This window comes from Rhodoplanes sp., from assembly GCF_013377085.1.
Classification (GTDB): domain Bacteria; phylum Pseudomonadota; class Alphaproteobacteria; order Rhizobiales; family Xanthobacteraceae; genus Rhodoplanes.
Window position 1 is genome coordinate 13,649 of record NZ_JACAAX010000034.1, and the last position, 22,624, is coordinate 36,272.

A 22,624-nucleotide genomic window follows, 5' to 3' on the forward strand; every position below is an offset into this window, starting at 1 on the left:
GCTTGCCGCAGCCTGCTCCCTCCCCCCTTGTGGGGGAGGGTTGGGGAGGGGGGTACAGCGCCCGATGACCGACGAGCGGCGCGCCGATGGAGAAGACGGGCAAACCGGCCGGCTCGCCGACAACATCGTCTATTTCGCCCGGGCGCTGCGGCGCGCCGGGTTGCCGGTGGGGCCGGGCGCCGTGATCGATGCGGTCGAGGCGCTGCAGACGGCGGGCGTCGGCACCCGCGAGGATTTCTACTGGACCCTGCACGCCGTTCTGGTGAAGCGGCACGAGCACGCGCTGGTGTTCGACCAGGCGTTCCGGATCTTTTTCCGCCGGCGCGGCTATCTCGAGCAGCTCATGAGCCTGATGATGCCGCAGGCGCCCGGCGCGCCGGAGGCGCCCAAGCCGGCCTCGGCGCGCGTCCACGATGCGCTGTTCGATGCGCTCAAGGACAAGCTGCGGCGCGAGGAGCGCGAGACCGAGATCGTCGCCAAGCTGACGGCGAGCGACGCCGAGCTCCTGCAGAAGAAAGACTTCGCCCAGATGAGCGCCGACGAGATCGCCGCCGCCCGCGCCGCGATCCGCCGCATGGTGCTGCCGCTCGACACCGTGAGGACACGCCGTCTGGTGCCGGACCGGCGCGGCCGCCGCATCGATCTCAGGCGCACCCTGCGGGCCAGCATGAGCGCCGGCGGCGACCTCATCGACCTGAAGACGCTCGGACCCGGAACGAAGATGCCGCCGCTGGTGGCGCTGCTCGATGTGTCCGGCTCGATGGGCGAGTACACGCGGCTGTTCCTGCATTTCCTCCATGCGGTCACGGATGCGAGGAAGCGTGTGCACTCGTTCCTGTTCGGCACGAGGCTCACCAATGTGACGCGGGCTTTGCGGACCAAGGATCCGGACGAGGCGTTGGCCGCCTGCTCGGCCGCGGTGCCGGACTGGTCGGGCGGCACCCGCATCGCCACCTCGCTCGCCGCCTTCAACAAGCAGTGGGCGCGCCGCGTGCTGGGGCAGGGCGCCGTCGTTCTACTGATCACCGACGGGCTCGAGCGCGACACCGATGCGCGGCTCGCCGCCGAGATGGATCGGCTCCACCGCTCCTGCCGGCGGCTCGTGTGGCTCAACCCGCTGTTGCGGTTCGACGGCTTCGAGCCGAAGGCGCGCGGCATCAAGACCATGATGCCGCATGTTGACGAATTCCGTCCGATCCACAATCTCGACAGCATGGCGGCGCTGGTGCGGGCCCTGTCGGAGCGCGGCGATACTCGCGCCCGGCGGGGCGCCCTGCCACGGCAGGGTCGGGCGGCCTGACCGCGACGAACAACGGAGCACAACAATGCTGGCGCGCGACGAGGACATATTGAAAGCCGCCGAGGACTGGCGGGCGCAGGGCAAGGGCGTGGCGCTCGCCACCGTGGTCGAGACCTGGGGCTCGGCGCCGCGGCCGGTGGGCTCGAACCTGGTGATCGACCAGGACGGGCTGTTTCTCGGCTCGGTCTCGGGCGGCTGCGTCGAGGGTGCCGTGGTGTCCGAGGCGCTCGACGTCATCGCCAGCGGCGAGCCCAAGATGCTGGAGTTCGGCGTCGCCGACGAGGCCGCCTGGAAGGTCGGCCTCTCCTGCGGCGGCACCATCCGGGTGTTTGTGGAGAAGGTGGAGTAGGTGGAGTAGGGCGGCAGTCCCGTTGCCGGGGCTACCCCCCACCCTGTCCCTCCCCCACAAGGGGGGAGGGAACGCGAGAACCGCAACGCTGTCCGTTCAGTCGAGCGCTTGGCATCGTAACGAACAGCTCTATGAGTCTCGGACAATGATGCTTGCCGCAGCCTGCTCCCTCCCCCCTTGTGGGGGAGGGTAGGGGAGGGGGGTAACAGCCCGAGCGACAACCCGAGACCTGACAGGACACGCCCGTGAAACTCGACATCCTCAAATCCCTCAATGCCGAGCGGGCAGCGCGGCGCGCCGCGATCGTGGTGACGGACGTCGCCAGCGGTGCGCAGCGCCTCGTTCGCGCCGAGGAGGCTGCGGGTGATCCGCTGGCCGAGCTGCTGGCCCACCATCTGCGCACCGGCAAGAGCGGCATGGTGGAGACGCCGCAGGGCCGCGTCTTCCTTACCGTCCACGTGCCGCCCCCGAAGCTCGTCGTCACTGGCGCCGTGCATATCAGCCAGGCACTCGCCCCGATGGCGAAGATGGCCGGCTACGACGTCACCATCGTGGATCCGCGCACGGCCTTCGCCAGCCCCGAGCGCTTCCCCGACGTGCCGCTGATCGCCGAGTGGCCCGACGTGGCGCTGCCGCCGCTCGGCATCGACCGCTACACGGCTTTCGTGGCGCTCACCCACGACCCCAAGATCGACGACCCCGCGCTCCTCCATGCGCTCGCCCGCGACTGCTTCTATGTGGGCGCGCTCGGGTCCAAGAAGACCCATGCGCGCCGGGTCGAGCGGCTGAAGGCCCAGGGCCTCGACGATGCCACCATCGCCCGCATCCATGCGCCGATCGGCCTTCCCATCGGGGCCGTGTCGCCGCCCGAGATCGCCGTGTCGATCCTGGCCGAGATCACGGCGCGGCTGCGGCTGCCGGCGAAATCCGAGGCTGCGAAGGCGGCGTCATGAAATTCGGTTCGGTTCCGGCTGCCCAGGCCGAGGGCGCCATCGTGGTGCACACGATCCGCCGCGACGGCTTCGTGCTCAAGAAGGGCACTCTGGTCGGCGCCGCCGAAATCGCGGCTCTCCAGGCGGCCGGCATCGACACCGTCACGGTCGCCCGGCTCGAGCCCGGCGACGTGCCGGAGGACACGGCGGCGGCCGAGATCGCAGCCGCGGCGGCGGGACCGGGCGTGAGAGTCGACCGCGCCTTCACGGGCCGGGCCAATCTGTTCGCGGAAGGCGCCGGCGTCCTGGTGGTCGACCGCGCCGGCGTCGACTGCCTCAATGCCGTCGATCCCGACATCACCTTCGCGACGCTCCAGGCCTACGCGCCCGTGGCGGTCGGCACCATGGTGGCGACCGCGAAGATCATTCCGTTCGCGGTGGCCGGTGCGGCGCGCGATGCGGCGCTCGCCGTGGCGTCGCGGCTGGTGCGCATTGCGCCCTATCGGGTGAAGAAGGTCGCCGTCGTCTCGACCCTGCTGCCCGGCCTCGCCGACAAAGTGATCGAGAAGACCCTTCGGGTGACGGCGGACCGCTTGGCGCCGGCCGGCGCCCGCATCGTGGCGGAACGGCGGGTGCCGCACGACAGCGCGGCAGTCGCCCGCGCCGTGCAGGAAACGCTGGGCGAGGGCGCCGAGCTGGTCATCGTGTTCGGCGCCTCGGCGATCGCCGACCGGCGCGACGTCATCCCGGCGGCCGTCGAGCAGGCGGGCGGCCGCATCGAGCGCTTCGGCATGCCGGTCGATCCCGGCAACCTGCTGATGATCGGCTCGGTCGACAACCGCCCCGTCCTCGGTGCGCCGGGCTGCGCCCGCAGCCCCAAGGAGAACGGCTTCGACTGGGTTCTGGCGCGCCTCCTGTGCGGGCTGCCGGTGACCGACGGCGACGTGGCTGGCATGGGAGTGGGCGGCCTGCTGATGGAGATCGTCACCCGGCCGCAGCCGCGCGACGAGGCACCCGCTGCCGCGCCGGCTACGGCCGAGAAGCCCAGCCCGCGCATCGCCGCGGTGGTGTTGGCCGCCGGCCGCTCCACCCGCATGGGCGGCCCCAACAAGCTCTTGGCCGAGATTTCCGGTCGGCCGTTGGTGCGCATCGCGGTCGAGGAGGTGCTGGGCTCGCGCGCCGGCCCCGTCATCGTCGTCACGGGCCACCAGCGCGACCGCATCCAGGCGGCATTGGCAAATCTGCCGGTGAGCTTCGTCCACAATCCCGACTACGCCGAGGGCCTGTCGACCTCGGTGAAGACCGGCATCGCCGCCGTCCCGGCCGATGCCGACGGCGCCATCGTCTGCCTCGGCGATATGCCGCAGGTCGACCGCGGCCTGATCGACCGGCTGCTCGCCGGCTTCGATCCCGAACGTGGGGCCCTGATCGTCATCCCGACGGTCGCGGGCAAGCGCGGTAATCCGGTGGTGTGGTCGCGCCGCTTCTTCGGCGAGCTTTTGGGCCTCTCCGGCGATGTCGGTGCCCGCAATCTGATCGCCGCCTATCAGGAGGCGGTCGCCGAGGTGCCGGCGGCGGCCGCCGCCGCGACCGACGTCGACACGCCCGACGCCCTCGCCGCCGTCAAGGCCGAGATCGAGCAGGCGTGAGTTGGGTAGGGTCTCTCCACCGTCATCGTCCGCGCAGGCGGACGATCCAGGAACCGCCGGGCTGCTTGCTTCGACGAGACGTCACAGCGTACTGGGTGCCCCGCCTGCGCGGGGCACGACGGTGGATGCGACGAAGTGTCGGGCAGAACAGACCATCGATCGCCCTCGCTCCGGCGCCGTTTTCACCTCCCGGAAACCATTCCTCCAATAACGTCGGAAGAATCCTCTGGGGGAGGGAAACATGGCTTCGATCTTGCGCCGGGCCGCCGGCGCGGCACTTTCAGGCGCGCGCCTCGTCGGGATCGCAGCGCTGCTGGGCGCCGGCGTCGTGCCGGCTCAGGCGGCCGGCGCCATCGCTATCGGGGCCTGCGGCACCTACGGCTATGCCTACGATTACAAGACGCTGGCGCTGGCCCAGACGGCCGCGCTGCAAAAATGCGGCGACCGCTCGTGCCGGCTGGTGGCGACGGTGCGGCGCGCCTGCGCCGCCTTCGCGGTCGACGCCAAGGATCTCTGCGGGTCGCACGGCTACGCGGTGGCGCCGCGGCTCGCCCGGGCCCAGAACACGGCGCTGCAGCAGTGCTACCATCACGGCGGCAAGACCTGCGTGATCCGTGCCTTCGCCTGCGACGCCAAGAGCTGAGCGTCCGCGACAAGTGATCAGTTCGGTTTCGGTGCGGCGACTCGGCGGCGCGTCTCATCATGTGAGAAGTCTGCACGACTTGTTGCGGGACAGGAGATGTTTCGCGAGCGCGCGGAGCAGTCTGTTAATTGATTCAAATCAATTGCATCGGCTGCGACCGCGCGACCGTATCATCTGCGCGCTGCAATCGCGTATCACCGGCACACATTCAGCCCGTCATAGTCGCAGGAAGGACGCCCCATGCTCTCGCGCCTGACCCGTACTGGAGTTTCGGCTCTCGTCACGACGTCGCTGATCGCCATGCCGGTCGTGACGGCGAATGCCTGCACGTCCGTGCTCCTGCCGGCCAAGGACGGCGGTTTCGTCTATGGGCGCACGCTCGAGTTCGGACTGCAGCTCGAGTCGCAGATCATCGTGGTGCCGCGCGGCATCACGGTGACGGGCACGGGCCCCGAGGGGGCCATCGGGCAGGGCGGCCTCGCCTGGACCACCAAATACGCGGCGACCGGCACCAACGCGCTCGGTCTCGCCATGATCCTCGACGGCGTCAACGAGCGTGGCCTGTCGGGCGGCCTGTTCAACTTCCCGGGCTATGCGGATTTCCAAAAGGTTCCACTTGGAAAAGGCGACCGTTCGATCGCCTCGTTCGAGATCCTGACCTGGATCCTGACGAGCTTCGCCACCGTGGAGGAGGTCAAGGCGGCCCTGCCGACCATCTATGTCTCGGCCGTCAAGGTGAAGACCTTCAACGACATGGTGCCGCCCATCCATGTCTCGGTGCACGACGCCTCCGGCAAGAGCCTGGTGATCGAGTACACCGACGGCGGCACGCTGCACATGTACGACAACCCCGCGCATGTGCTCACCAATGCACCCGACTTTCCGTTCCACCTGAAAAACCTGTCGCAGTATCAGTACGTCACGGCCAACGTGCTGCCGCCCCTCAAGGTCGGCACCGTCGGGCTGAGCGCGGCGAGTTCGGGCGACGGCATGAACGGGCTGCCCGGCGGCTTCCTCGCGCCGGCCCGCTTCGTGCGCGCCTTCTTTGCCCAGGCGAACGCGCCCGTGCCGGCGACGTCGGCCGAAGCCGTCGGCCTGAGCTTCCACATCATGAACGCCTTCGATCTGCCGCCCGGCTCGATCGGCACGTCGGCGAGCGCCGGCGGCGAGGGCGGCGGCGTCAGCGGCTACGAGACCACCGAGTGGATCGCCGCCTCGGACATGAAGAACCTGCGCTACTACGTGCGGACCTACGAGAATCCCACCATCCAGGTCATCGATCTCGCGAAGGCGGCGAAGGACCTCAAGGCGATCAAGTACATTCCGCTCGACCGGAAGCCGACCATGAAGGAGCTGACGCCGTGAGGCGCAGCTGATTCAATCGTTTGATCAGGTGCAGGTCGTTCCGGGGCGCGGGCGTCAGCCCGCGAACCCGGAATCCAGCCGGAACATTCGGAGCGTGTCGCTGGATTTCGACTTCGCACGGGAGCCTGCACTCGCACGGCGCGAGCGCCGATCCGGCCGAGACTGTCCTCGCCGCGTCCGCTTCACCACCAGCGGTGCGGCCAGTCGTAGCGCCTGACCGTGAGATGCCAGACGAACGCGAAGGCCGCGAGCAGCACGGCGCCGGCGCCGACCGGCACCAGCAGAAAGGTCCACGACAGATTGTTGGCGACCACCAGCAGCGGGTCGATGCCGGCCGGCGGATGGAACGTGTCGGTGACCTGCATGGCGACGATGGCGAGCCCGACCGCCAGGGCCGCGGCCCACGGGCCAGGGCCGGCGACGGTCAGCACCGCGAAGCCGACCAGGGTCGACACCAGATGACCGCCGACCAGCGCACGCGGCTGCGCCGGAGCGGCATCCGGCGAGCCCATCACCAGCACGATCGAGGTGGCGAACGGCACGGCGAACAGCGGGAAGGCGGCGCTGGCCGCGAACGCCTCCATCAGGCCGATGGCGACGGCGCCGCCGGCGGCGCCGGCCAGCATCGCCAGGATGGTCGGCTTGTCGGTCATGCCCCCGGTCCTCGACTCTCGCCCGAACGTCGTCAGTCGGGCATGGTTGGGCCTTAGCACGAAGCATGCCGCTCCACGAGGCGGCCGGCCGTGATGCCGCAATGCCGCAGGCGCACGCGGGTGCCGAATTCCGGCGGTCGAGACGCCGCCACGATCATCGGCTAGACAGTCCGGGCGAATGCCGCAGACGCGGCCCTCCACCCCGAAGAGGCCCCATGGCGCTGACGCTCTATCACATCGTTCCGTCGCGTTCCTCGATCGTCCGCTGGATGCTCGAGGAGATCGGCGAGCCCTACGATCTCCACGTGCTGGACTCGTCGAAAGGCGAGAACCGCTCGCCCGACTACCTCGCCGTCAATCCGATGGGCAAGGTGCCGGCGCTCGACCACGACGGCGTGGTGATCACCGAGACGTCGGCGATCTGCTGCTATCTGGCCGATGCGTTTCCCAAGGCCGGCCTCGCGCCGGCGATCGGCGACAAGCGGCGCGGGCCGTACCTCAAATGGCTGTTCTTCGGGCCGAGCTGCATCGAGCCGGCCATCATGGACCGCGCCTACAAGCGGGCCCAGGAGGCGCCGCGCGCCGCGCTCGGCTACGGCGACTTCGACACCGTGATGGACGTGGTGTCGGCTGCCGTGAGGACGGGACCTTATCTGCTCGGCGACCAGTTCACGGCGGCCGACGTCGTCATCGGATCGAACCTGCGCTGGGGCATGATGTTCAAGCTGATGCCCGATCGCCCCGAGTTCGTCGCCTACGTGGAGCGGCTGAACGCCCGCCCGGCGCTGCAGCGTGCCACCGGGCTCGACGCCGAGCTGAAAGCAAAGGTCGGTTGAGGGCGAAGCGACCCGCGCCGGCCGGGTGGAGATCGCCATGGACGCGCTGACGCCGCCGAACCAGCCGACCGTGCCGGTCGTGGATCTGCGCCAGGGCGGACCGCTGCGCCACGCCACCCTCGATCCCGGCCGGGCGCGGGCGCTGCGCGACGACTGCCTCGCCTTCTTCCCGGCCGGCGTGTCGCTGCTGATGCCGGCCGGCGACGCGCTCACGCGCCGCTGGCTGCTGCGCTCGTCCTCGCCTTATGCCGACGAGATCGCCGCGATCGCGACCGCGCTCGGCTTCTCCGGCGTGTGGGTGCTCAACGGCTCCTATCAATGGTCCTGCACGACGCTCGCCCGCGACGAGGACGGGGCGCCGTGGCTCGCCCGCACGCTCGACTGGCCGTTCGCCGGGCTCGGCCGCCACGTCACGGTGGCGCGCCTCGCTGGACCGGCCGGCGACTTCTTCAGCGCCACCTGGCCGGGATTCGTCGGCGTGCTCACCGCGATGGCGCCGGGGCGCTTCGCCGCCTCGATCAACCAGGCGCCGATGCGCCGGCGCACCCGGCATCCCTGGCTGCGGCTGTGGGACATGGCGGCGAATGCGCTCGCCGCCTGGCGGACGCGCCACACGCCGCCCGACCATCTGCTGCGCCTCGCCTTCGAGACCTGCCCGGACTACGCCGCCGCCAAGGCGATGCTGGAGAGGACGCCGCTGGCCCGGCCCGTGATCTACGCGCTGGTCGGTTGCGCGCCTGGCGAACGCTGCGTCATCGAGCGCACCGAGACGGACGCGGCGGTGCGCACCGACGACACCACGGCGGCGAACGACTGGCTGCCGGGCCGGCTCGCCTGGGAGGCCCGCATGCCTGCCTTCGAACTGCTGACGCGCTCGTTCGACGACGCGGCCGCGGCGAGCCGCAGCCGTCAGGATCTGCTCGCGGCGTTCGACGGGCCGGTGTCGCAAAACTTCGACTGGGTGGTGCCGCCGGTGCTCAATCCCTATACGCGGCTCGCCGTGGCAATGTCGCCCGCCGCGGGCGTGCTGCGCGTCGTCGGCTGGGAGGCGGACGAGCGCGGATCGCTGCCGCGGCCCGTCACGGCGGTGTGCGAGGTCATCGCTGCAGAGGCGGCATAAGATTTCGCTCCGTCATTCCGGGGCGCGGACGAAGTCCGCGAGCCCGGAATCCATACGCACAGACAGGGGATATGGATTCCGGGCTCGCCGCGGAGCCTGTCATCGGGCGGCGCGAAGCGCCGGCCCGGTGGCGGCGCCCCGGAATGACGAAAGAGAAGCGATGCTTGGGCGGCGTCTTCACTCCAGCGCCCCGACGATCTCCTCCATCCTCTCGAACACCAGGTCCGGCTTTTTCGCCCGGAGTGCCGTGGCATCCGCATAGCCCCAGGCGACCGCGCCGCAGGCGATGCCGACCGTGCGGGCCGCCTCGATGTCGCGGACCTCGTCGCCGATGGCGATGGCCTCCGACGCCGGCACACAGGCCCGGCGCAGCACCGCGCGGAATTTCGGCGGCTTGCCGAACAGCGAGGCGCCGCAGCCGAAGTGGGCGATCAGCTTCGCGTTTGCCGGCCCGAGGGCGCGGCGCACGTTCGCCTCGGTGTCCGACGACACCACCGCGAGCACGGCGCCGCGGGCGAACAGCGTCGCCAGCAGGGCGTCGACGCCGGGAAAGAGCGGGATCTGGTCGAGGTCCTGCGTTTTGAGCGCCCGCATGTGGCGGACGATCAGCGGCAGCTTCCAGCGCGGCACCGCGAGGCGCTCGAGGATCTCGGCGGCGCCCGCATTGCGCATGGCCACCACCTCGTCGGGCGCCGTGCGGCGGAAGCCGAACCGGTCGGCGACGCCGTTGAGCACCGCCAAGAACCACGGGAAGCTGTCGGCGAGCGTGCCGTCGATGTCGAAGATGACCAGCCGGTATTTCATGCTCGGAGTTCTGGTCGCGTCGGCCGGCGTCGTCCAGCTCCCAAACTCTCAGCGCGCCGCGCCGGCCGTCAGTGCGGCGACCTTGCGGACATGCGCGACGGCGGCCTGCGCGCCGGATGTCTTGGTGAGCAGGTCGGAGCTCTCCTCGTCGTCCGGCACCGCCGTGATGGCCTGGTCCGTGTACGTCTTGGCCGTCGCGCTGCGGGAGATCATCGTCGCCACCACGGTCCAGCGGACGATGGCGCCGATCAGCCGGGCCTGGCGACCGATGGTGCCGAGCACGAAGGCGGGCCAGAAGCGCCAGGCCGGCACGCGCGGCAGGCCCGGCCGCCGCTCGGTCGGGTGCTTGAGTCGCAACAGGCCGCCCTGCAACGGGTGCACGTTGTCGAGCCGCACCGCCATGGCGAACATGATCAGGATCTTGACCAGGCTGCCCACCGGGCCGCCGGTCGCCGCGGTGCGGCGCAGCAGCGTCGCCATGTGGGCCGGCGTGTAATAGAGGGTCCACGCCTCGCGGTAGATCGCCTCCCATTCGGCGCGGCTCATCTTGCCGTGGGCCGTGCAGACATGCTCGGTGTCGTAGGCGTTGAGGTCCGGTTCCATCGCGGTGCCGGCGCGCCACAGCACCTGGTGATCCTCGGAGCCGGGCAGGGGCGTCAGGCAGAAGAACTCCAGGATGTCGAGCGGCAGTTCGTTCTGGATGATGGCGATGTCGCGCCTGATGCTCTCCGGCGTGTCGGCCGGGAAGCCGAGGATGTAGCCGGCCAGCGTCAGGATCCCCTCCGTCTTCCAGGCCAGCAGCATCTTGCGGTATTCGGTGATCTTGTTCTGCCGCTTCTTGGCGCCGGCGAGATTGTCCGGATTGATGTTCTCCAGCCCGATGAACACCCGCGTCACGCCGGCCCGCTTCGCCTTGACGATGAAGTTCGGGATCTTGTGGCAGAGCGTGTCGACCTGGATCATCAGGCCGAGCGGAATGTTCTCGCACTCGCGCAGCGCGATCAGCCGGTCGAAGATGTCTTCCCAGGCCTTGTTGCGGGCGAAGTTGTCGTCGGTGATGAAGAACTTGCAGATGCCCTGCGCCCAGTTCATCCGGACGATCCGCTCGATGTCGTCGGCGGTGCGGAAGCGCGAGGTGCGGCCCTGCACGTTGATGATCGTGCAGAAGGAGCACTGGTAGGGGCAGCCGCGGCCGGCGTCGAAGCTGGTGGAGAGGCCGAGCGTGCGGCTGACCGACTCGCGCGGCAGCAGCGGCACCGGCGTACCGGCCATGTCGGGCAGGTCGTCCATGTACGTGTAGAGCGGCGCGAGGCGGCCGTCGGCGGCGTCGCGCAGCACCGTGTCGAGGCGGCCCTCGGCTTCGCCGGCGAACATCGACAGGCCGATGTCGCGGCAGGCATCGAGCCCGACCGCGTGACCGTCGAGCATCGCCAGGCTGCCGGACACGTGGAACCCGCCGATCATCATCGGGACACCGGCGGCGCGCAGCGGCCGGGCGATGTCGAGCGCGCGCGGGAACTGGTTCGACTGCACGCCGACCAGCGCGACCAGGCCGAAATTGCCGTTCTGGGCGAACCGGGCGATCAGCTTCGCGATGTCGATGCGCGTATTGGTCTCGTCCACCGCCTCGATATCGACGCCGATTCCGGGGCCCAGCACCTCGCGTGCGGCGCAATCGGCGGCGATGCCGTACATGGCGGCGAGCGTGTTGGACGGGATCGTCGCCCGCCACCAGCGGATCACATAGCCGTCGTCGTCGTAATGCGACGGCTTGATCAGCACGAGGAGAAACCGTCGAGGGTCGTGGACGGGGTAGCTCGGCACGCTTTTCTCCGGAATTGTTCGTGCCTAGGCCTATCATGACCCTGGCCTTGGAGCACGTTGTTTCGGCGGGCCGGTCCAAACGAGCCGGTGGGCCTTTTATGTCGCGACGTTACTGGTCGAGGCTCTTGAGGAACTCGCCGGGCGTCTGGCCGAATTGGCGCTTGTAGGCGGCGATGAAGGCGGACAGCGAATCGTAGCCGCAATCGAACGCCGTCTGGGTGACGTTGCGGCTTTCCTCGAGCGATTCGATCGAGATCATCAGCTTGAGCCGCACCCGCCAGTCGCGGAACGAGATGCCGGTTTCGCGCAGGAACACCCGCGCCATGGTGCGCTCCGACATGCCGGTCGCCTTGGCGATGGCGCCGACCGAGCGGTGGTCGTCGGGATGGCGCAACAGCTCCGCGCAGGTGTCGAGGAGGGTCGGGCTGGTCGGCATCGGCAGCGAGAAGCTCGCCTCGGGCAGCATCACGAGCTGGTCGAGAAACACCTGGGCGAGGCGCCCGTCCGGCCCGTCCTCGTCGTATTCTACCGGCAGCGCGGCGACGACCCGGATCAGCTCGCGCATGAAGGGCGTCACGTCGAGCACCCGGCAAGCATCCGACGTCCAGGCGACGCGGCCCGGGTCGATGAAGAAGTTGCGCCGCTCGGTGCGAACCGAGGTGATCACCTCGTGCTCGATCCCGGGGGGAATCCACACGGCCCATTGCGGCGGCGCCAGGAACGTGCCGTGCAGGGTCCGCACCATCAGCACGCCCTTGCTCGCATAGGTGAGCTGACCCCACGGATGGACGTGCCACGGCTTCCGGGCGCCGCCGGGCAGCGTCTTCACGCGGGCGTAGACGGGTCTCGGCAGGCCCTCCACGGACGACACCTCTGTCCGGACGAATACGGTGTGGCGGATCGACGATACCGAATGGCGGGTCGCGGTTAGCTCGGCGTATCGCGCCGGGACTATTGTTTCAAGTGAGGGAAGTTCTTAGCCCGTCCGGTTCCCGGTTGCGAGAGGGACGATCCAATGTCACGCAAATTCAAAGCCTTAGTTCTCGGCGACGCGATGATCCGCGGCGACGCATTCGCGGTGTCCGCAAAGCAGATTCTCGGCGATCACCTGAGCGACCTCGCGGTCGGCGAGTGGGAGAGCGACGCCGGCAAGTTGCAGGCCCGCCGACTGGCGGTCGAGAAGCAGGGTCCGGAGATCGAGATCGTCGATCCGCTGATCGAAACGCAGGGGCGCGACGCCGCCCTGCTGGCCGGCCTGTTCGTGCCGATCTCGTCCAAGGTCATGGACGCGATGCCGAACCTGCGCATCGCCGGCGTCGCCCGCGCCGGCGTCGAGAACGTCAACGTCAAGGCGGCGACCGAGCGCGGCGTGCTCGTCTTCAACGTGATGGGCCGCAATGCGGAGGCGGTCTCCGACTTCGCGGTCGGCCTGATTCTGGCCGAGTGCCGCAACATCGCCCGCTCACATATGGGCATCAAGAACGGCGAGTGGCGCAAGAAGTTCGTGAATTCCGAATGGACCCCCGAGCTGAAGGGCAAGACCGTCGGCCTGGTCGGCTTCGGCTTCATCGGCAGCCTGGTCGCCCAGAAGCTGTCCGGCTTCGGCGTGAAGCTTCTGGTGCACGACACCTGGGTCGATCCGAGCGTGATCACGGCGGCGGGCGGCAGGTCGGTGGACAAGGAGACGTTGTTCCGCGAAAGCGACTTCATCTCCCTGCACGCCCGCCTGCTGCCCGGCGGTGCCAAGCTGGTCGGCGCGGCCGAGTTCGCGCTGATGAAGCCGACCGCCTATCTGATCAACACGGCCCGCGCCGGCCTGGTCGACGAGACGGCCCTGATCGCCGCCCTCAAGACCAACAAGATCGCCGGCGCCGGCCTCGACGTGCACTCCTCCGAGCCGATCGCGCCCGGTAGCGAAATTCTCACGCTCGACAACGTCACCCTGACCAGCCACATCGCCGGCACCACCCGCGAGGCGCTGACCCGCTCGCCCGACCTCTTGTTCGGCGACATCGCCAAGCTGTTCACCGGCGGCACGCCGAACGGCATCGCCAATCCCGAGGTGCTGAAGGATCCGCGCTTCACCGCATGGCTCGCGGAGGTCAAGTCATGATGGTCTCGTTCTCCGACATGCTGACGACCGCGCGGCGCGAGCGCTATGCGGTCGGCTCGTTCAACGTCTACAACTACGAGACCATCCGGGGCGTCATCGAGTCCGGTCGCGAGACCAGGACGCCCGTGATCGTCGCCTTCGGGGCCGGTTATCTGCCCAACATGGAGGTCGACGAGGTCGGCGCGCTGGTGCGCACCATGGCGGCGGCGTCCGACACCCCGGTCGCCCTCCATCTCGACCACTGCAAGTCGTTCGATGTGATCGTGCGGGCCGTCAAGGCCGGCTTCTCGTCGGTGATGTACGACGGCTCGGCGCTGCCCTTCGAGGAGAACATGCGGCAGACCGCCCGGGTCGTCGAGGTGGCGCACGCGGCCGGCGTCGGCGTCGAGGCGGAGCTCGGTGCGCTCGCCCGCGGCGAGCACTCCAACGAGGAGGACGCCAGCGAGATCTACACGTCCCCCGACGAGGCGAAGGTCTTCGCTCAGAGCACCAAGGTCGACGCGCTCGCGGTGTCGATCGGCACCGTGCACGGCATGTACAAGGGCGTGCCCAAGGTCGATGTCGGCGTGCTGAAGAAGATCGCCGCCGTGGTCGACATCCCGCTGGTGCTGCACGGCGGCTCCGGTACGCCGGAGGCGATCATCCGCGAGTGCATCGCCAACGGCATCGCCAAGATCAACGTCAACACCGAGATCTCGGTCAACGCGGTGGACAAGATCCGCGCGCTGCTCGCTTCGGGCAAGGGCTGGCACCTCTCGGAGATCAGCCGGGAGGAGGTCGGGTTCGTCAAGGAGATCGTCAAGAAGTACATGGCGCTGTTCCGCGCCGCGTAACGGCGGCGTCGACGCCGCGCCAGGGCGGCGACCGCGCCGCCTCGGCACGGCCGCAGGCAAACAAGCGGCGAGGCCGCGAGCGAAACGCGGTCCGCCGGCCGACGAATTTCGCTCGAGAGGCGACACCAATGGAAAACATCCTCGTCGTCGACGTAGGCACGTCCAGCCTCAAGGCCATGCTCTATACCCGGGCCGGGCATCTGCTTCATTCGGCCGCACGGCCTTACGACTCCGAGTTCGGCCGCAAGCCGAACTACGTGGAGCAGGACTGCCAGACCTGGAAGTCGGCGCTGCTCGAGACCCTGAAGGATGCCGGCGACCATGTCGCCGTGAAGGGCCTCGACGTGGCGGCGATCGCCGTCACGTCGCAGCGTGCCTCGGTGATCCCGGTCGACAGCGAGGGCGTGCCGCTTCACAAGGCCCTCATGTGGCAGGACAAGCGCAGCATCCCGCAATGCGAGGCGCTGCTCGGCGAGCTGCCGCTCCAGGAAATGTACAAGCGCACCGGGTTGCGGGTGAATCCGTATTTCTCGGTGCCCAAGATGATGTGGCTGAAGGAGCATCGGCCGCACGTCTACGAAGGCGCCCACAAGCTGATCGGCGTCCAGGACTACGTCGCCCATCTGCTCACCGGCCGCTTCGTCACCGACGCCTCCCAGGCCTGCCGGACCATGTTGATGAACATCAACACGTTCACCTGGGACGAGGAGATGCTGGGCATCTCCGGAATCGACCGCGCGCTGCTGCCGGATCTGGTTCCGCCGGGCGCCCTGGTCGGCGAGCTGACCAAGGCCCTCGCCGAGCACAGCGGGCTGAAGGCCGGCATCCCGGTCATCCTCGGCGGCGGCGACCAGCAATGCGCCGCGCTGTCGCTCGACGTGCTCAAGCCCGGCGACGCCGAGGCCAACACCGGCACCGGCTCCTTCGTCATCGCCTATTCGGACGAGCCGCGCTTCCACCCGGAATGCCGGACGCTGTGCAGCGCCTCCGCGGTGCCGGGCAAATGGATCGTCGAGGCCGGTATCTTCACCACCGGGCTGATCCATCGCTGGTTCAAGGAGCAGTTCTATCCCGCAGGCGACAGCTACGCGGTGATGAACGCCGAGGCGCAGAGCTCGCCTCCCGGCGCCAAGGGCGTGCTGCTGATCCCGCATTTCGAGGGCAGCGCCGCGCCGTACTGGAATCCGCTCGCCCGCGGCATGTTCTTCAACCTCACCATGGCGACCACGCGGGCCGACATGGCGCGCGCCGTGGTCGAAGGGATCGCGTTCGAGATCGCCAAGAACCTCAACCTGCTCGAGGGGCTCGGCGTGCCGATCGAATCCGTCCGGGTCGCCGGCGGTCTCACCACGCTCGATTTGTTCAACCAGATCCAGGCCGACGCCTTCGCCAAGCCGGTGCTGCGCCACGACAACAACGAGGCGTCGTCGCTCGGCGCGCTGATCAGCGCCGGCGTCACGCTCGGACTCTTCGCGGATCACCAGGAGGCGTTCCGCACCATCATGTCGACCGATCCACGACGCTACGAGCCGGAGGACGCGGTGACGCGCCGTTACCGGACGATCCTGCAACGAAAGGACGCGCTCTACGACGCGCTCAACAGCAACGGCATCTACGACACGTTCAATCAGGTTCTGGACTAGGTGAATCCGGCGGACGCGTGATCCCGCGAAAGCGCGGGCCGCCGTAAGGGGGATACCGAGATGAGCAGTGCCTTCGCTTTGTCGATTCTCGGGCTGTCGGTCTTGATCATCATCGTGATGTGCGTGCGATTCAAGATCAACGCCTTTCTCGCCCTGATGTTCGCCTGTTTCTTCATCGGAATCGCGACCGGCATGCCGCTCGGCAATATCGGCAAGTCGCTCGAGACCGGCATGGGAAACACGCTGGGCTTCCTGGCACCGATCCTCGCCTTCGGTGCCATCATCGGAAAGCTGATGGAGATATCCGGCGGCGCCGAGCGTCTCGCGCGGTCGCTGATCAACGTCCTCGGGAAATCGCAGGCCCACTGGGCGATGCTCATCGTGGGCTTCATCTGCGGCATTCCGGTGTTCTTCCAGGTCGGCCTGGTGCTCCTGATCGCGCTGATGTTCAGCGTCGTGAAGGAGTCGAAGCTGCCCGTCCTGCAGGTCGGGCTGTCGATGGTGGCGGCGCTCCTCACCGTGCACTGCATCGTGCCGCCGCATCCCGCCGCCATGGCGATCGCGCTGTCGTTGAAGGCCGATGTCGGCAAGGTGATCTTCTACGGGCTGCTGGTCGGCTTCCCGGCCGCCGCGGTCGCCGGCCCGATCTTCGGCAAGTTCATCTCGCGCTACTACGTGGTCGAGCCGGCCGGCGCGTTCGCCTCGACGGAGTCGCGGCCCGAGTCCGAGCTGCCGCCCTTCGGCATCACGCTGTTCACCATCCTGTTCCCGCTGCTGCTGATGATGAACAAGACGTTCTTCGACCTGCTCGCCCCGAAGGACGCCTTCTACATGCCGTTCGTCAGCTTCATCGGCAACCCGATGGTCGCGCTGTTCATCTCCGCGATCCTGACCTATGCGGTGCTCGGCCTCGGCCGTGGCTTCTCGCTCGAGGAGCTCGGCAAGAAGACCGAAGCGAGCTTCGGCCCGATGGCATCCATCATCCTGGTGATCGGCGCCGCCGGCTCGTTCAACAAGATCATCATGGACTGCGGCATGGGCGACGTCCTCAAGGAGGTCCTCACCGCCATCCAGGTGAGCCCGCTGATCATGGCCTGGCTGATCGCCATCGTGATGCGCTTCGCCATCGGCAGCGCCACGGTCGCCATGATGACCGGCGTCGGCTTCATCATGCCGGTGCTGGCGAACTATCCGGGCCTCGACCCGGCGCTCGTCGCGGTCGCCACCGGCGCCGGCGCCATCGGCGCCTCGCACGTCACCGACTCGGGCTTCTGGTTCGTCAAGGAATGCCTCGGCATCCCGATGCGGGCCATGTACGCAACCTTCACGGCGTCCACCACCATTGCGGCGGTGGTCGGCCTGATCGGCGTGCTGATCCTCGCCCAGTTCGTCTGATCCGCCCCTGATCCGGATCGGACGTCGCGGCGGACGGCCGGAGCGCAAGCTCCGGCCGTTTCGCATGTGTCGGGTCGAAGCCGTGGTTCTGGTCTCCGCTCATTCCCGCGCAAGCGGGAATCCAGGGTTGGCGTCTGGGTCCCCGCTTTCGCGGGGACGAGCGGAAAGCATCACCCCGGCCGCCAGCACGGCGAGCCAGATCAGCCGGCTCTGGTAGCGGTCGTTGGGGTTGGAGAAGACGCCGCACACGGCGGCGTTGCCCAATAGCGCGAGCAGCACGGCGCCGCACAGGAGGCGGGTCGGCACCGGCACGCGGCGGCGCCCTCCGGCGATGCCGTAGAGCGTCACCATCACGGCCAGCACGGCGGCCGGAACGTGGACGAGGTTGAGCGCAGCGACGTCGGGCTTTTCGCGCTGCTGGCGGGCGTCGTGGAAGCGGGCGAGCGCGTCGGGCGGCAGCAGGCGCCCGAGAGCATCCAGCGCGTCGGCATTGTCGCCCGGGCTCACGGCGAGCGTGGTGCGGAACAGCACGAGCTGCCCGGCGGTGGCGCGGGCGGCGGCGGCGAGGTGGTCGAGCGGATAAAGCCGCAGGGTCGCGGCGGCGATGCGGGCCGACTCGTCGCCGTAGCCCTGCCAATTGCCCAGCCGGTAGAGCGGGCTCGCATGGGTCCACAGCCATTCGTCGGCGGTCGCCGGCAGCTTGTCGCGATAGGGGCAGAGCGAGATCGCCGGATCCGGGCAATGCTGGTCGAGATAGCGGCCGACGATGCCGTCCTGCACCAGCCGGCCGAACAGGAAGCTCGACCCGCCCGGCGTGAAGGCGAAATGCCCGGTGAGGGCGAGGTTCGACAGCGGCGCCAGCAGCAGGCCCGCCGCCACGGCCGCCGCCGCGGTGCCGAGCTTTGGCCGGGGCAGGGGGACGGTCCGGCGGACGAGGTGGGCGGCCACCCCATAGGCCGTCACGCAACCCAGCAGGCCGATGCACAGGGCCAGCGTTCCCATATGGGCCGCGATGGCGACCGCCACCACGGCGGCGAGCAGCACCGCCTGCCATCGGGGCAGCGCGTCGGGCCGGACCACGAGCAGGACCAGCGCCAGCACGGCCCAGCCGGCCATCACGTCGGGCATGAGCTGGGCGGCGTACCAGGGCAGCGCCGTCAGGATCGCGAGCGCCAGCCCGACCAGCACGGCAGCGAGCGGACGCGCGCCGGCGATGAGGCGCATCACCGTGACGATCAGCCAGGCCGTGATGCCGGCCTGGACGATCACGACGGGCCAGAAGTCGAGCGGCATCCCGGCCAGCAGAAACGAGCCGTAGAGGGCGGAGCGGCCGATCGACAGCGTGCCGGTGACGGGCCGCATCAGATAGCCGCCGGTGTCGGCATAGATCAGCGGAAAGCCGTTCCACAGCGCCGGCCACAGCATCAGCCCAGTGACGACGGCCCAGGCGGCGAGCCAAGCGAGCCTATCCGTCGGCGCGACGCGCGTCGCGGCGCGATCGGCGGCCGTCCTGTCCGGCGCAGAAGAATGCGGCACGTCCGGGGATCTCGGGGCGGCCGCACTCATCGGTCCATGCTCAGGCCGATCCGGCAGGCATAGCGGGATCGGCCGAAACCGGCGCCGGACCGGGCGGGCGCCAGTCGTAGATCCAGTCGTGCTGCGCCAGCACCAGGTCGCCGCCGAGCGCCAGCCGCAGCACCAGGTCGCGCCCGAGCGCCGCCGGCCCGCCGAGGTGATAGACGCGGTCGTTGCGCCGCGCCGCCCGCTGCACGTCGGTGGTGCGCTCCCGGCGCTGGTGCTCGTAGTCGCGGAACGCCTGTGCCGGATCGGTCGGCTGCCGCGCCAGCGCGTCGGCCAGCACGGCGGCGTCCTCGATCGCCATGGCGGCGCCCTGGGCCATGAAGGGCAGCATCGGATGGACGGCGTCGCCGAGCAGCGTCACCGGACCGCGGCTCCAATGCCGCAGCGGCGGGCGGTCGTAGAGGGTCCAGCGCAGCCAACGCTCGGGCCTCTTCAGCAGCGCCCGTGCCGGGGCCGCCCAGTCCGGTTCCGGATAGTGCCGCAGCACCTCCTCGGCATTGCCCGGGGCGCTCCAGCCCGTGACGGTGTCGGCGTCGGCCGCGATCGCCACGACGTTGATCAGCGCACCGGCCCGCACCGGATAGTGGACCAGATGGGCGCCGCGCCCGAGCCAGAGATTGACGGTGGCGGCGCGGAACTCGGGGTCGACCAGATGGGCCGGCAGCAGGGTGCGCCAGGCGGTCCGGCCGGCCGGGCGGGGCGGCGCGTCGCCGATCATCCGGGCCCGCACCCGCGACCACAGGCCGTCGGCGCCGACCAGAGCGAGGCCGGAAAAATCGGCGGAACCGCCCGGTCCCGCGCAGGCGACCGTGACACCGTTCGGGTGGACGGCGTATTCGTCGACCCGGGCGCCGAGCACCAGCGAAATGTCGGGCCGCTCCTTCGCCAGCGCCAGCAGCACGGCCTGCAGGTCGCCGCGATGGACGACCCAGTAGGGCGCTCCGTAGGCGCTCGGCGAGCGGCCGATCGGGATGCGGACGAGGTCGCGCCCGCCTGCATTGCGAACCCGCACGCTGTCGGGGGCGACCGCCACGGATTTCAACCGCTCGGCGGCGCCGAGGCCGATCAGCACGCGGGCGCAATTGGGGGAAATCTGCAGGCCGGCCCCGGTCGCCTCGAGCTGCGGCGACTGCTCCAGCACGACCGCCCGAAAGCCGCGGTCGGCGAGTGCGAGGGCGAGCGTCAGCCCACCGATGCCGGCGCCGGCGACCAGGATGGTCCGCGAGGCCGCCACGCGCGGCGGTCAGGCCGCCTGGGTTTCCTCGAGGGCGCATTCGGGCGGGCGGGCCTCGAACCCGTGCAGGGCCGAGTCGTGCTTGTAGAGGGTAGAACAGTAGGGGCAGACGATCTCGATCTCGTCACCCATATCTAGGAACACGTGCGGATGATCGAAGGGCGGGGTCGCCCCGATGCACATGAACTTCTTGGCGCCGATGGCGATCACCGGGACGCCCGGATCGTTATGGAAGTGGGGTACGATCTTGTCCGCCATGATTCCACCTTTGCGGCAACGTCTTCTAGATGATCCGGGTGTATCGGGACGCCTGCCGCCGCCGGCCTCCCGTCGGCGCGGACCATAGCGGGCCTGTCATGGTTTTCCTAGTGCGGTCAGATCGATCCACACGCCGGGCCGAGCGGCGCCGCGAGGTGGCGCTGCCGCTCCTCTGTGCGGCGACGCTCGCCGGCGCGCTCGTGCTGGCGGCGCCGCGGGCGATCGATTCGGCCGGGTTGCTGCTCGACCAGAACGATCCGGTGGCGCTCGCCGACCGGGTGGTGGCGCAGCGCCTCGATGCCGAGGTCGCCCGCCAGGAGATCGAGGCGGCGCTCGCCGCCGGCGACGCCGAGCTCGCCCAGAGCTTCGTCGAGCTGGCGCAGTCGCGTGCCGTCCCGCTCGACCCGGGCTTGGCGGCCAAGGTGGCCGATGCCAACACGGCGGCGGCCGGCGCGATGCGGGCCGGGAAAAGCTTCGGCCGCGGCCTGATCACGGGCGAGCCGGACGACGCCGCCTCGGTGGCCGGCACGCTGCTCGGCGACCTGTTCGTGTTCGGCGACGTGCGCGACGCGGTCCGCGAGGGCACGCGGCTCGCCAGCGGCGCCGAGGCGGACGAGCTGGTGCTCGGCCTCGCCTGCGTCGGCCTCGCCGTCACGGCCGGCACCTATGTGTCGCTCGGCGTGGCGGCGCCGGCCCGCGCCGGCGTCTCGCTGGTCAAGGCCGCCTGGAAGACCGGCAAGATGGGGGCGGGGCTCGCCATGTGGACGGCCCGGTCGTTGCGGGGAGTCGTCGACGTGGCGGCGGCCCGGCGGGCCGTGGCGGGTGGCTGGCTGCAGCCGGCGGCCGCTGCGCGTGGTCTTCGCGAGGCAGTGAAGCTGGAGAAGGCCGAGCCGCTGGTCGACCTCGTCCGCGACGCCGGGCGGGTGCAGGCGAAGGCCGGCACCCGCGCCGCCCTCGACGGGCTGAAGCTTGCCGAGGGGCCCAAGGATCTCGCCCGCGTCGCAAAAATCGCCGAGAAGAACGGCGGCAAGACGAGGGCGATCCTCAAGCTCGGTGGCCGCGCCGCCATCGCGCTCACGGTCGGCGCCATGACGCTCGCCCAGTGGTCGTTCAGCGCGCTCCTGTGGCTGATCTGGCTGGTGGCGCTGGTGAAGAGCCTGACCGAGCGGACCACCCGTCGCTGCCTCGCCGCCAGCAAGCGCCGCCGGGCGCGCCGCGCCGCCCGCGCTGCCAAAGCCACCGTGCGGGCTTCGACACCTCTCCCCGCCATCCCGGAAGCAGCCTCTTGTCCGGTCTGAACCAGAATCTTCAACACACTGCCAGGTCAATGCTTTCCTTCAAGAACGGTCCCGTCGAAATCGCCTATCTGGACAAGGGCGAGGGCGAGCCCATCGTGCTCGTCCACGGCTTCGCCTCCAGCAAGGAGGCCAACTGGGTGCATCCGCGCTGGGTCCACACCCTGACCCACGCCGGCCGCCGCGTGATCGCCCCCGACATGCGCGGCCATGGTGCCTCGTCAAAACTCTACGATCCGGCCGCCTACCACGCCGGCGCCATGGCGGACGACGTGCGGGCGCTGCTCGACCATCTCGGCGTCGGCCGTGCCGACGTCATGGGCTACTCGATGGGGGCGCGCGTCACCGCGTTCCTGGCGCTCGCCCATCCCGAGCGGGTGCGCTCGGTCGTGCTGGGCGGTCTCGGCTATCACCTGGTCGACGGGGTGGGGCTCCCCGACACGGTCGCCGACGCCATGGAGGCGCCGTCGCTCGCCGACGTCCACGACCGTCAGGGGCGGACCTTCCGCTCCTTCGCCGAGCGAACCAAGTCGGACCTCGAGGCGCTGGCGGCCTGCATCCGCGGCTCGCGCCAGACCCTGACGCCGGTCGAGATCGGCCGGTTGGAGCCGCCCGTGCTGATCGCCATCGGCACCAAGGACGACGTCGCCGGCCCGCCGCAGGCGCTGGCCGACCTCATTCCGGGGGCGAGGCTGGTGGACATCCCCGATCGTGACCACATGCTGGCGGTGGGCGACCGGGTCTACAAGGCGGCCGTCCTGGAGTTTCTGAAGGACCGGCCGTGACGGACGACGCCG

21 protein-coding genes are annotated in these 22,624 nt (G+C 69.6%); 14 read left to right on the forward strand and 7 right to left on the reverse strand.

The window, feature by feature from the left end:
- Positions 1 to 64: 64 nt before the first annotated feature.
- The 6 genes from HXX10_RS20955 (at position 65) to HXX10_RS20980 (ending at position 6,238) form a co-directional block, all read left to right on the forward strand.
- Entirely contained in the window at positions 65 to 1,300 is a 1,236-nt protein-coding gene (locus tag HXX10_RS20955; protein ID WP_296524899.1) for a VWA domain-containing protein, read from the forward strand.
- Positions 1,301 to 1,325: 25 nt separating this feature from the next.
- Positions 1,326 to 1,649, forward strand: coding sequence for an XdhC family protein (locus tag HXX10_RS20960; protein WP_296524900.1), 324 nt, complete (start codon positions 1,326 to 1,328; stop codon positions 1,647 to 1,649).
- 245 nt (positions 1,650 to 1,894) lie between these two features.
- Positions 1,895 to 2,602, forward strand: a complete 708-nt coding sequence (locus HXX10_RS20965; RefSeq protein WP_296524901.1) for an XdhC family protein — start codon at positions 1,895 to 1,897, stop codon at positions 2,600 to 2,602.
- Positions 2,599 to 4,230 (forward strand): molybdopterin-binding/glycosyltransferase family 2 protein, encoded by a 1,632-nt coding sequence (locus tag HXX10_RS20970; RefSeq protein WP_296524903.1) that lies wholly within the window; start codon positions 2,599 to 2,601, stop codon positions 4,228 to 4,230. The genes HXX10_RS20965 and HXX10_RS20970 overlap by 4 nt, the downstream gene beginning before the upstream one ends.
- 241 nt (positions 4,231 to 4,471) lie before the next feature.
- A complete protein-coding gene (locus HXX10_RS20975; RefSeq protein WP_296524905.1) occupies positions 4,472 to 4,873 on the forward strand; it encodes a DUF4189 domain-containing protein in 402 nt (133 codons plus the stop codon).
- Between the two features lie 240 nt (positions 4,874 to 5,113).
- Entirely contained in the window at positions 5,114 to 6,238 is a 1,125-nt protein-coding gene (locus tag HXX10_RS20980) for a choloylglycine hydrolase family protein (RefSeq protein WP_296524906.1), read from the forward strand.
- 182 nt (positions 6,239 to 6,420) lie between these two features.
- On the opposite strand, the gene HXX10_RS20985 is transcribed toward HXX10_RS20980, so the two are convergent.
- Entirely contained in the window at positions 6,421 to 6,891 is a 471-nt protein-coding gene (locus HXX10_RS20985; protein WP_296524909.1) for an HPP family protein, read from the reverse strand.
- Positions 6,892 to 7,106: 215 nt separating this feature from the next.
- Here HXX10_RS20985 and HXX10_RS20990 point away from each other — a divergent pair, with 215 nt between their 5' ends.
- Together HXX10_RS20990 and HXX10_RS20995 are read left to right on the forward strand one after the other, a co-directional pair.
- Complete coding sequence (locus HXX10_RS20990) at positions 7,107 to 7,727, forward strand: glutathione S-transferase family protein (protein ID WP_296524911.1); 621 nt, start codon at positions 7,107 to 7,109, stop codon at positions 7,725 to 7,727.
- A gap of 37 nt (positions 7,728 to 7,764) precedes the next feature.
- Positions 7,765 to 8,847 carry a hypothetical protein gene (locus HXX10_RS20995; RefSeq protein WP_296524913.1) on the forward strand — a complete coding sequence of 361 codons (1,083 nt, stop codon included), beginning with the start codon at positions 7,765 to 7,767 and terminating at the stop codon, positions 8,845 to 8,847.
- Between the two features lie 177 nt (positions 8,848 to 9,024).
- Here HXX10_RS20995 and HXX10_RS21000 read toward each other — a convergent pair whose 3' ends face one another.
- The 3 genes from HXX10_RS21000 to HXX10_RS21010 form a co-directional block, all read right to left on the reverse strand.
- Positions 9,025 to 9,651 carry an HAD hydrolase-like protein gene (locus HXX10_RS21000; RefSeq protein WP_296524916.1) on the reverse strand — a complete coding sequence of 209 codons (627 nt, stop codon included), beginning with the start codon at positions 9,649 to 9,651 and terminating at the stop codon, positions 9,025 to 9,027.
- A 48-nt stretch (positions 9,652 to 9,699) separates the two neighbouring features.
- Entirely contained in the window at positions 9,700 to 11,475 is a 1,776-nt protein-coding gene (locus HXX10_RS21005; RefSeq protein ID WP_296524917.1) for a radical SAM protein, read from the reverse strand.
- Between the two features lie 109 nt (positions 11,476 to 11,584).
- Positions 11,585 to 12,346, reverse strand: a complete 762-nt coding sequence (locus HXX10_RS21010; protein ID WP_296524919.1) for a helix-turn-helix transcriptional regulator — start codon at positions 12,344 to 12,346, stop codon at positions 11,585 to 11,587.
- A gap of 144 nt (positions 12,347 to 12,490) precedes the next feature.
- On the opposite strand from HXX10_RS21010, the gene HXX10_RS21015 reads away from it, so the two are divergent.
- From HXX10_RS21015 to HXX10_RS21030, 4 genes are all read left to right on the forward strand, one after another.
- Positions 12,491 to 13,588 (forward strand): 2-hydroxyacid dehydrogenase, encoded by a 1,098-nt coding sequence (locus HXX10_RS21015; protein ID WP_296524921.1) that lies wholly within the window; start codon positions 12,491 to 12,493, stop codon positions 13,586 to 13,588.
- Positions 13,585 to 14,421, forward strand: a complete 837-nt coding sequence (locus tag HXX10_RS21020; protein ID WP_296524923.1) for a class II fructose-bisphosphate aldolase — start codon at positions 13,585 to 13,587, stop codon at positions 14,419 to 14,421. The genes HXX10_RS21015 and HXX10_RS21020 overlap by 4 nt, the downstream gene beginning before the upstream one ends.
- 128 nt (positions 14,422 to 14,549) lie before the next feature.
- Positions 14,550 to 16,064, forward strand: coding sequence for an FGGY-family carbohydrate kinase (locus tag HXX10_RS21025; RefSeq protein WP_296524925.1), 1,515 nt, complete (start codon positions 14,550 to 14,552; stop codon positions 16,062 to 16,064).
- A gap of 60 nt (positions 16,065 to 16,124) precedes the next feature.
- A complete protein-coding gene (locus tag HXX10_RS21030) occupies positions 16,125 to 17,459 on the forward strand; it encodes a gluconate:H+ symporter (RefSeq protein WP_296524926.1) in 1,335 nt (444 codons plus the stop codon).
- Between the two features lie 99 nt (positions 17,460 to 17,558).
- Here HXX10_RS21030 and HXX10_RS21035 read toward each other — a convergent pair whose 3' ends face one another.
- From HXX10_RS21035 to HXX10_RS21045, 3 genes are read right to left on the reverse strand one after another with little or no spacing between them, the layout of a single operon-like run.
- Positions 17,559 to 18,995, reverse strand: a complete 1,437-nt coding sequence (locus HXX10_RS21035; protein WP_296524928.1) for a hypothetical protein — start codon at positions 18,993 to 18,995, stop codon at positions 17,559 to 17,561.
- Between the two features lie 40 nt (positions 18,996 to 19,035).
- Complete coding sequence (locus HXX10_RS21040) at positions 19,036 to 20,274, reverse strand: FAD-dependent monooxygenase (RefSeq protein ID WP_296524930.1); 1,239 nt, start codon at positions 20,272 to 20,274, stop codon at positions 19,036 to 19,038.
- A 9-nt stretch (positions 20,275 to 20,283) separates the two neighbouring features.
- Positions 20,284 to 20,532, reverse strand: coding sequence for a zinc-finger domain-containing protein (locus HXX10_RS21045; RefSeq protein WP_296524932.1), 249 nt, complete (start codon positions 20,530 to 20,532; stop codon positions 20,284 to 20,286).
- Positions 20,533 to 20,642: 110 nt separating this feature from the next.
- On the opposite strand from HXX10_RS21045, the gene HXX10_RS21050 reads away from it, so the two are divergent.
- A complete protein-coding gene (locus tag HXX10_RS21050) occupies positions 20,643 to 21,830 on the forward strand; it encodes a hypothetical protein (RefSeq protein WP_296524934.1) in 1,188 nt (395 codons plus the stop codon).
- Between the two features lie 29 nt (positions 21,831 to 21,859).
- Positions 21,860 to 22,612, forward strand: a complete 753-nt coding sequence (locus tag HXX10_RS21055) for an alpha/beta fold hydrolase (RefSeq protein WP_296524936.1) — start codon at positions 21,860 to 21,862, stop codon at positions 22,610 to 22,612.
- Positions 22,613 to 22,624 lie beyond the last annotated feature (12 nt).

Excerpts from the sequence above, each read along its gene's own strand:
- HXX10_RS20955 (WP_296524899.1), top strand. The coding sequence starts at position 65 with ATGACCGACGAGCGGCGCGCCGATGGAGAAGACGGGCAAACCGGCCGG.
- HXX10_RS20960 (WP_296524900.1), top strand. The coding sequence starts at position 1,326 with ATGCTGGCGCGCGACGAGGACATATTGAAAGCCGCCGAGGACTGGCGG.
- HXX10_RS20970 (WP_296524903.1), top strand. The coding sequence starts at position 2,599 with ATGAAATTCGGTTCGGTTCCGGCTGCCCAGGCCGAGGGCGCCATCGTG.
- HXX10_RS20975 (WP_296524905.1), top strand. The coding sequence starts at position 4,472 with ATGGCTTCGATCTTGCGCCGGGCCGCCGGCGCGGCACTTTCAGGCGCG.
- HXX10_RS20980 (WP_296524906.1), top strand. The coding sequence starts at position 5,114 with ATGCTCTCGCGCCTGACCCGTACTGGAGTTTCGGCTCTCGTCACGACG.
- HXX10_RS20985 (WP_296524909.1), bottom strand. The coding sequence starts at position 6,891 with ATGACCGACAAGCCGACCATCCTGGCGATGCTGGCCGGCGCCGCCGGC.
- HXX10_RS20990 (WP_296524911.1), top strand. The coding sequence starts at position 7,107 with ATGGCGCTGACGCTCTATCACATCGTTCCGTCGCGTTCCTCGATCGTC.
- HXX10_RS20995 (WP_296524913.1), top strand. The coding sequence starts at position 7,765 with ATGGACGCGCTGACGCCGCCGAACCAGCCGACCGTGCCGGTCGTGGAT.
- HXX10_RS21000 (WP_296524916.1), bottom strand. The coding sequence starts at position 9,651 with ATGAAATACCGGCTGGTCATCTTCGACATCGACGGCACGCTCGCCGAC.
- HXX10_RS21015 (WP_296524921.1), top strand. The coding sequence starts at position 12,491 with ATGTCACGCAAATTCAAAGCCTTAGTTCTCGGCGACGCGATGATCCGC.
- HXX10_RS21020 (WP_296524923.1), top strand. The coding sequence starts at position 13,585 with ATGATGGTCTCGTTCTCCGACATGCTGACGACCGCGCGGCGCGAGCGC.
- HXX10_RS21025 (WP_296524925.1), top strand. The coding sequence starts at position 14,550 with ATGGAAAACATCCTCGTCGTCGACGTAGGCACGTCCAGCCTCAAGGCC.
- HXX10_RS21030 (WP_296524926.1), top strand. The coding sequence starts at position 16,125 with ATGAGCAGTGCCTTCGCTTTGTCGATTCTCGGGCTGTCGGTCTTGATC.
- HXX10_RS21045 (WP_296524932.1), bottom strand. The coding sequence starts at position 20,532 with ATGGCGGACAAGATCGTACCCCACTTCCATAACGATCCGGGCGTCCCG.
- HXX10_RS21055 (WP_296524936.1), top strand. The coding sequence starts at position 21,860 with ATGCTTTCCTTCAAGAACGGTCCCGTCGAAATCGCCTATCTGGACAAG.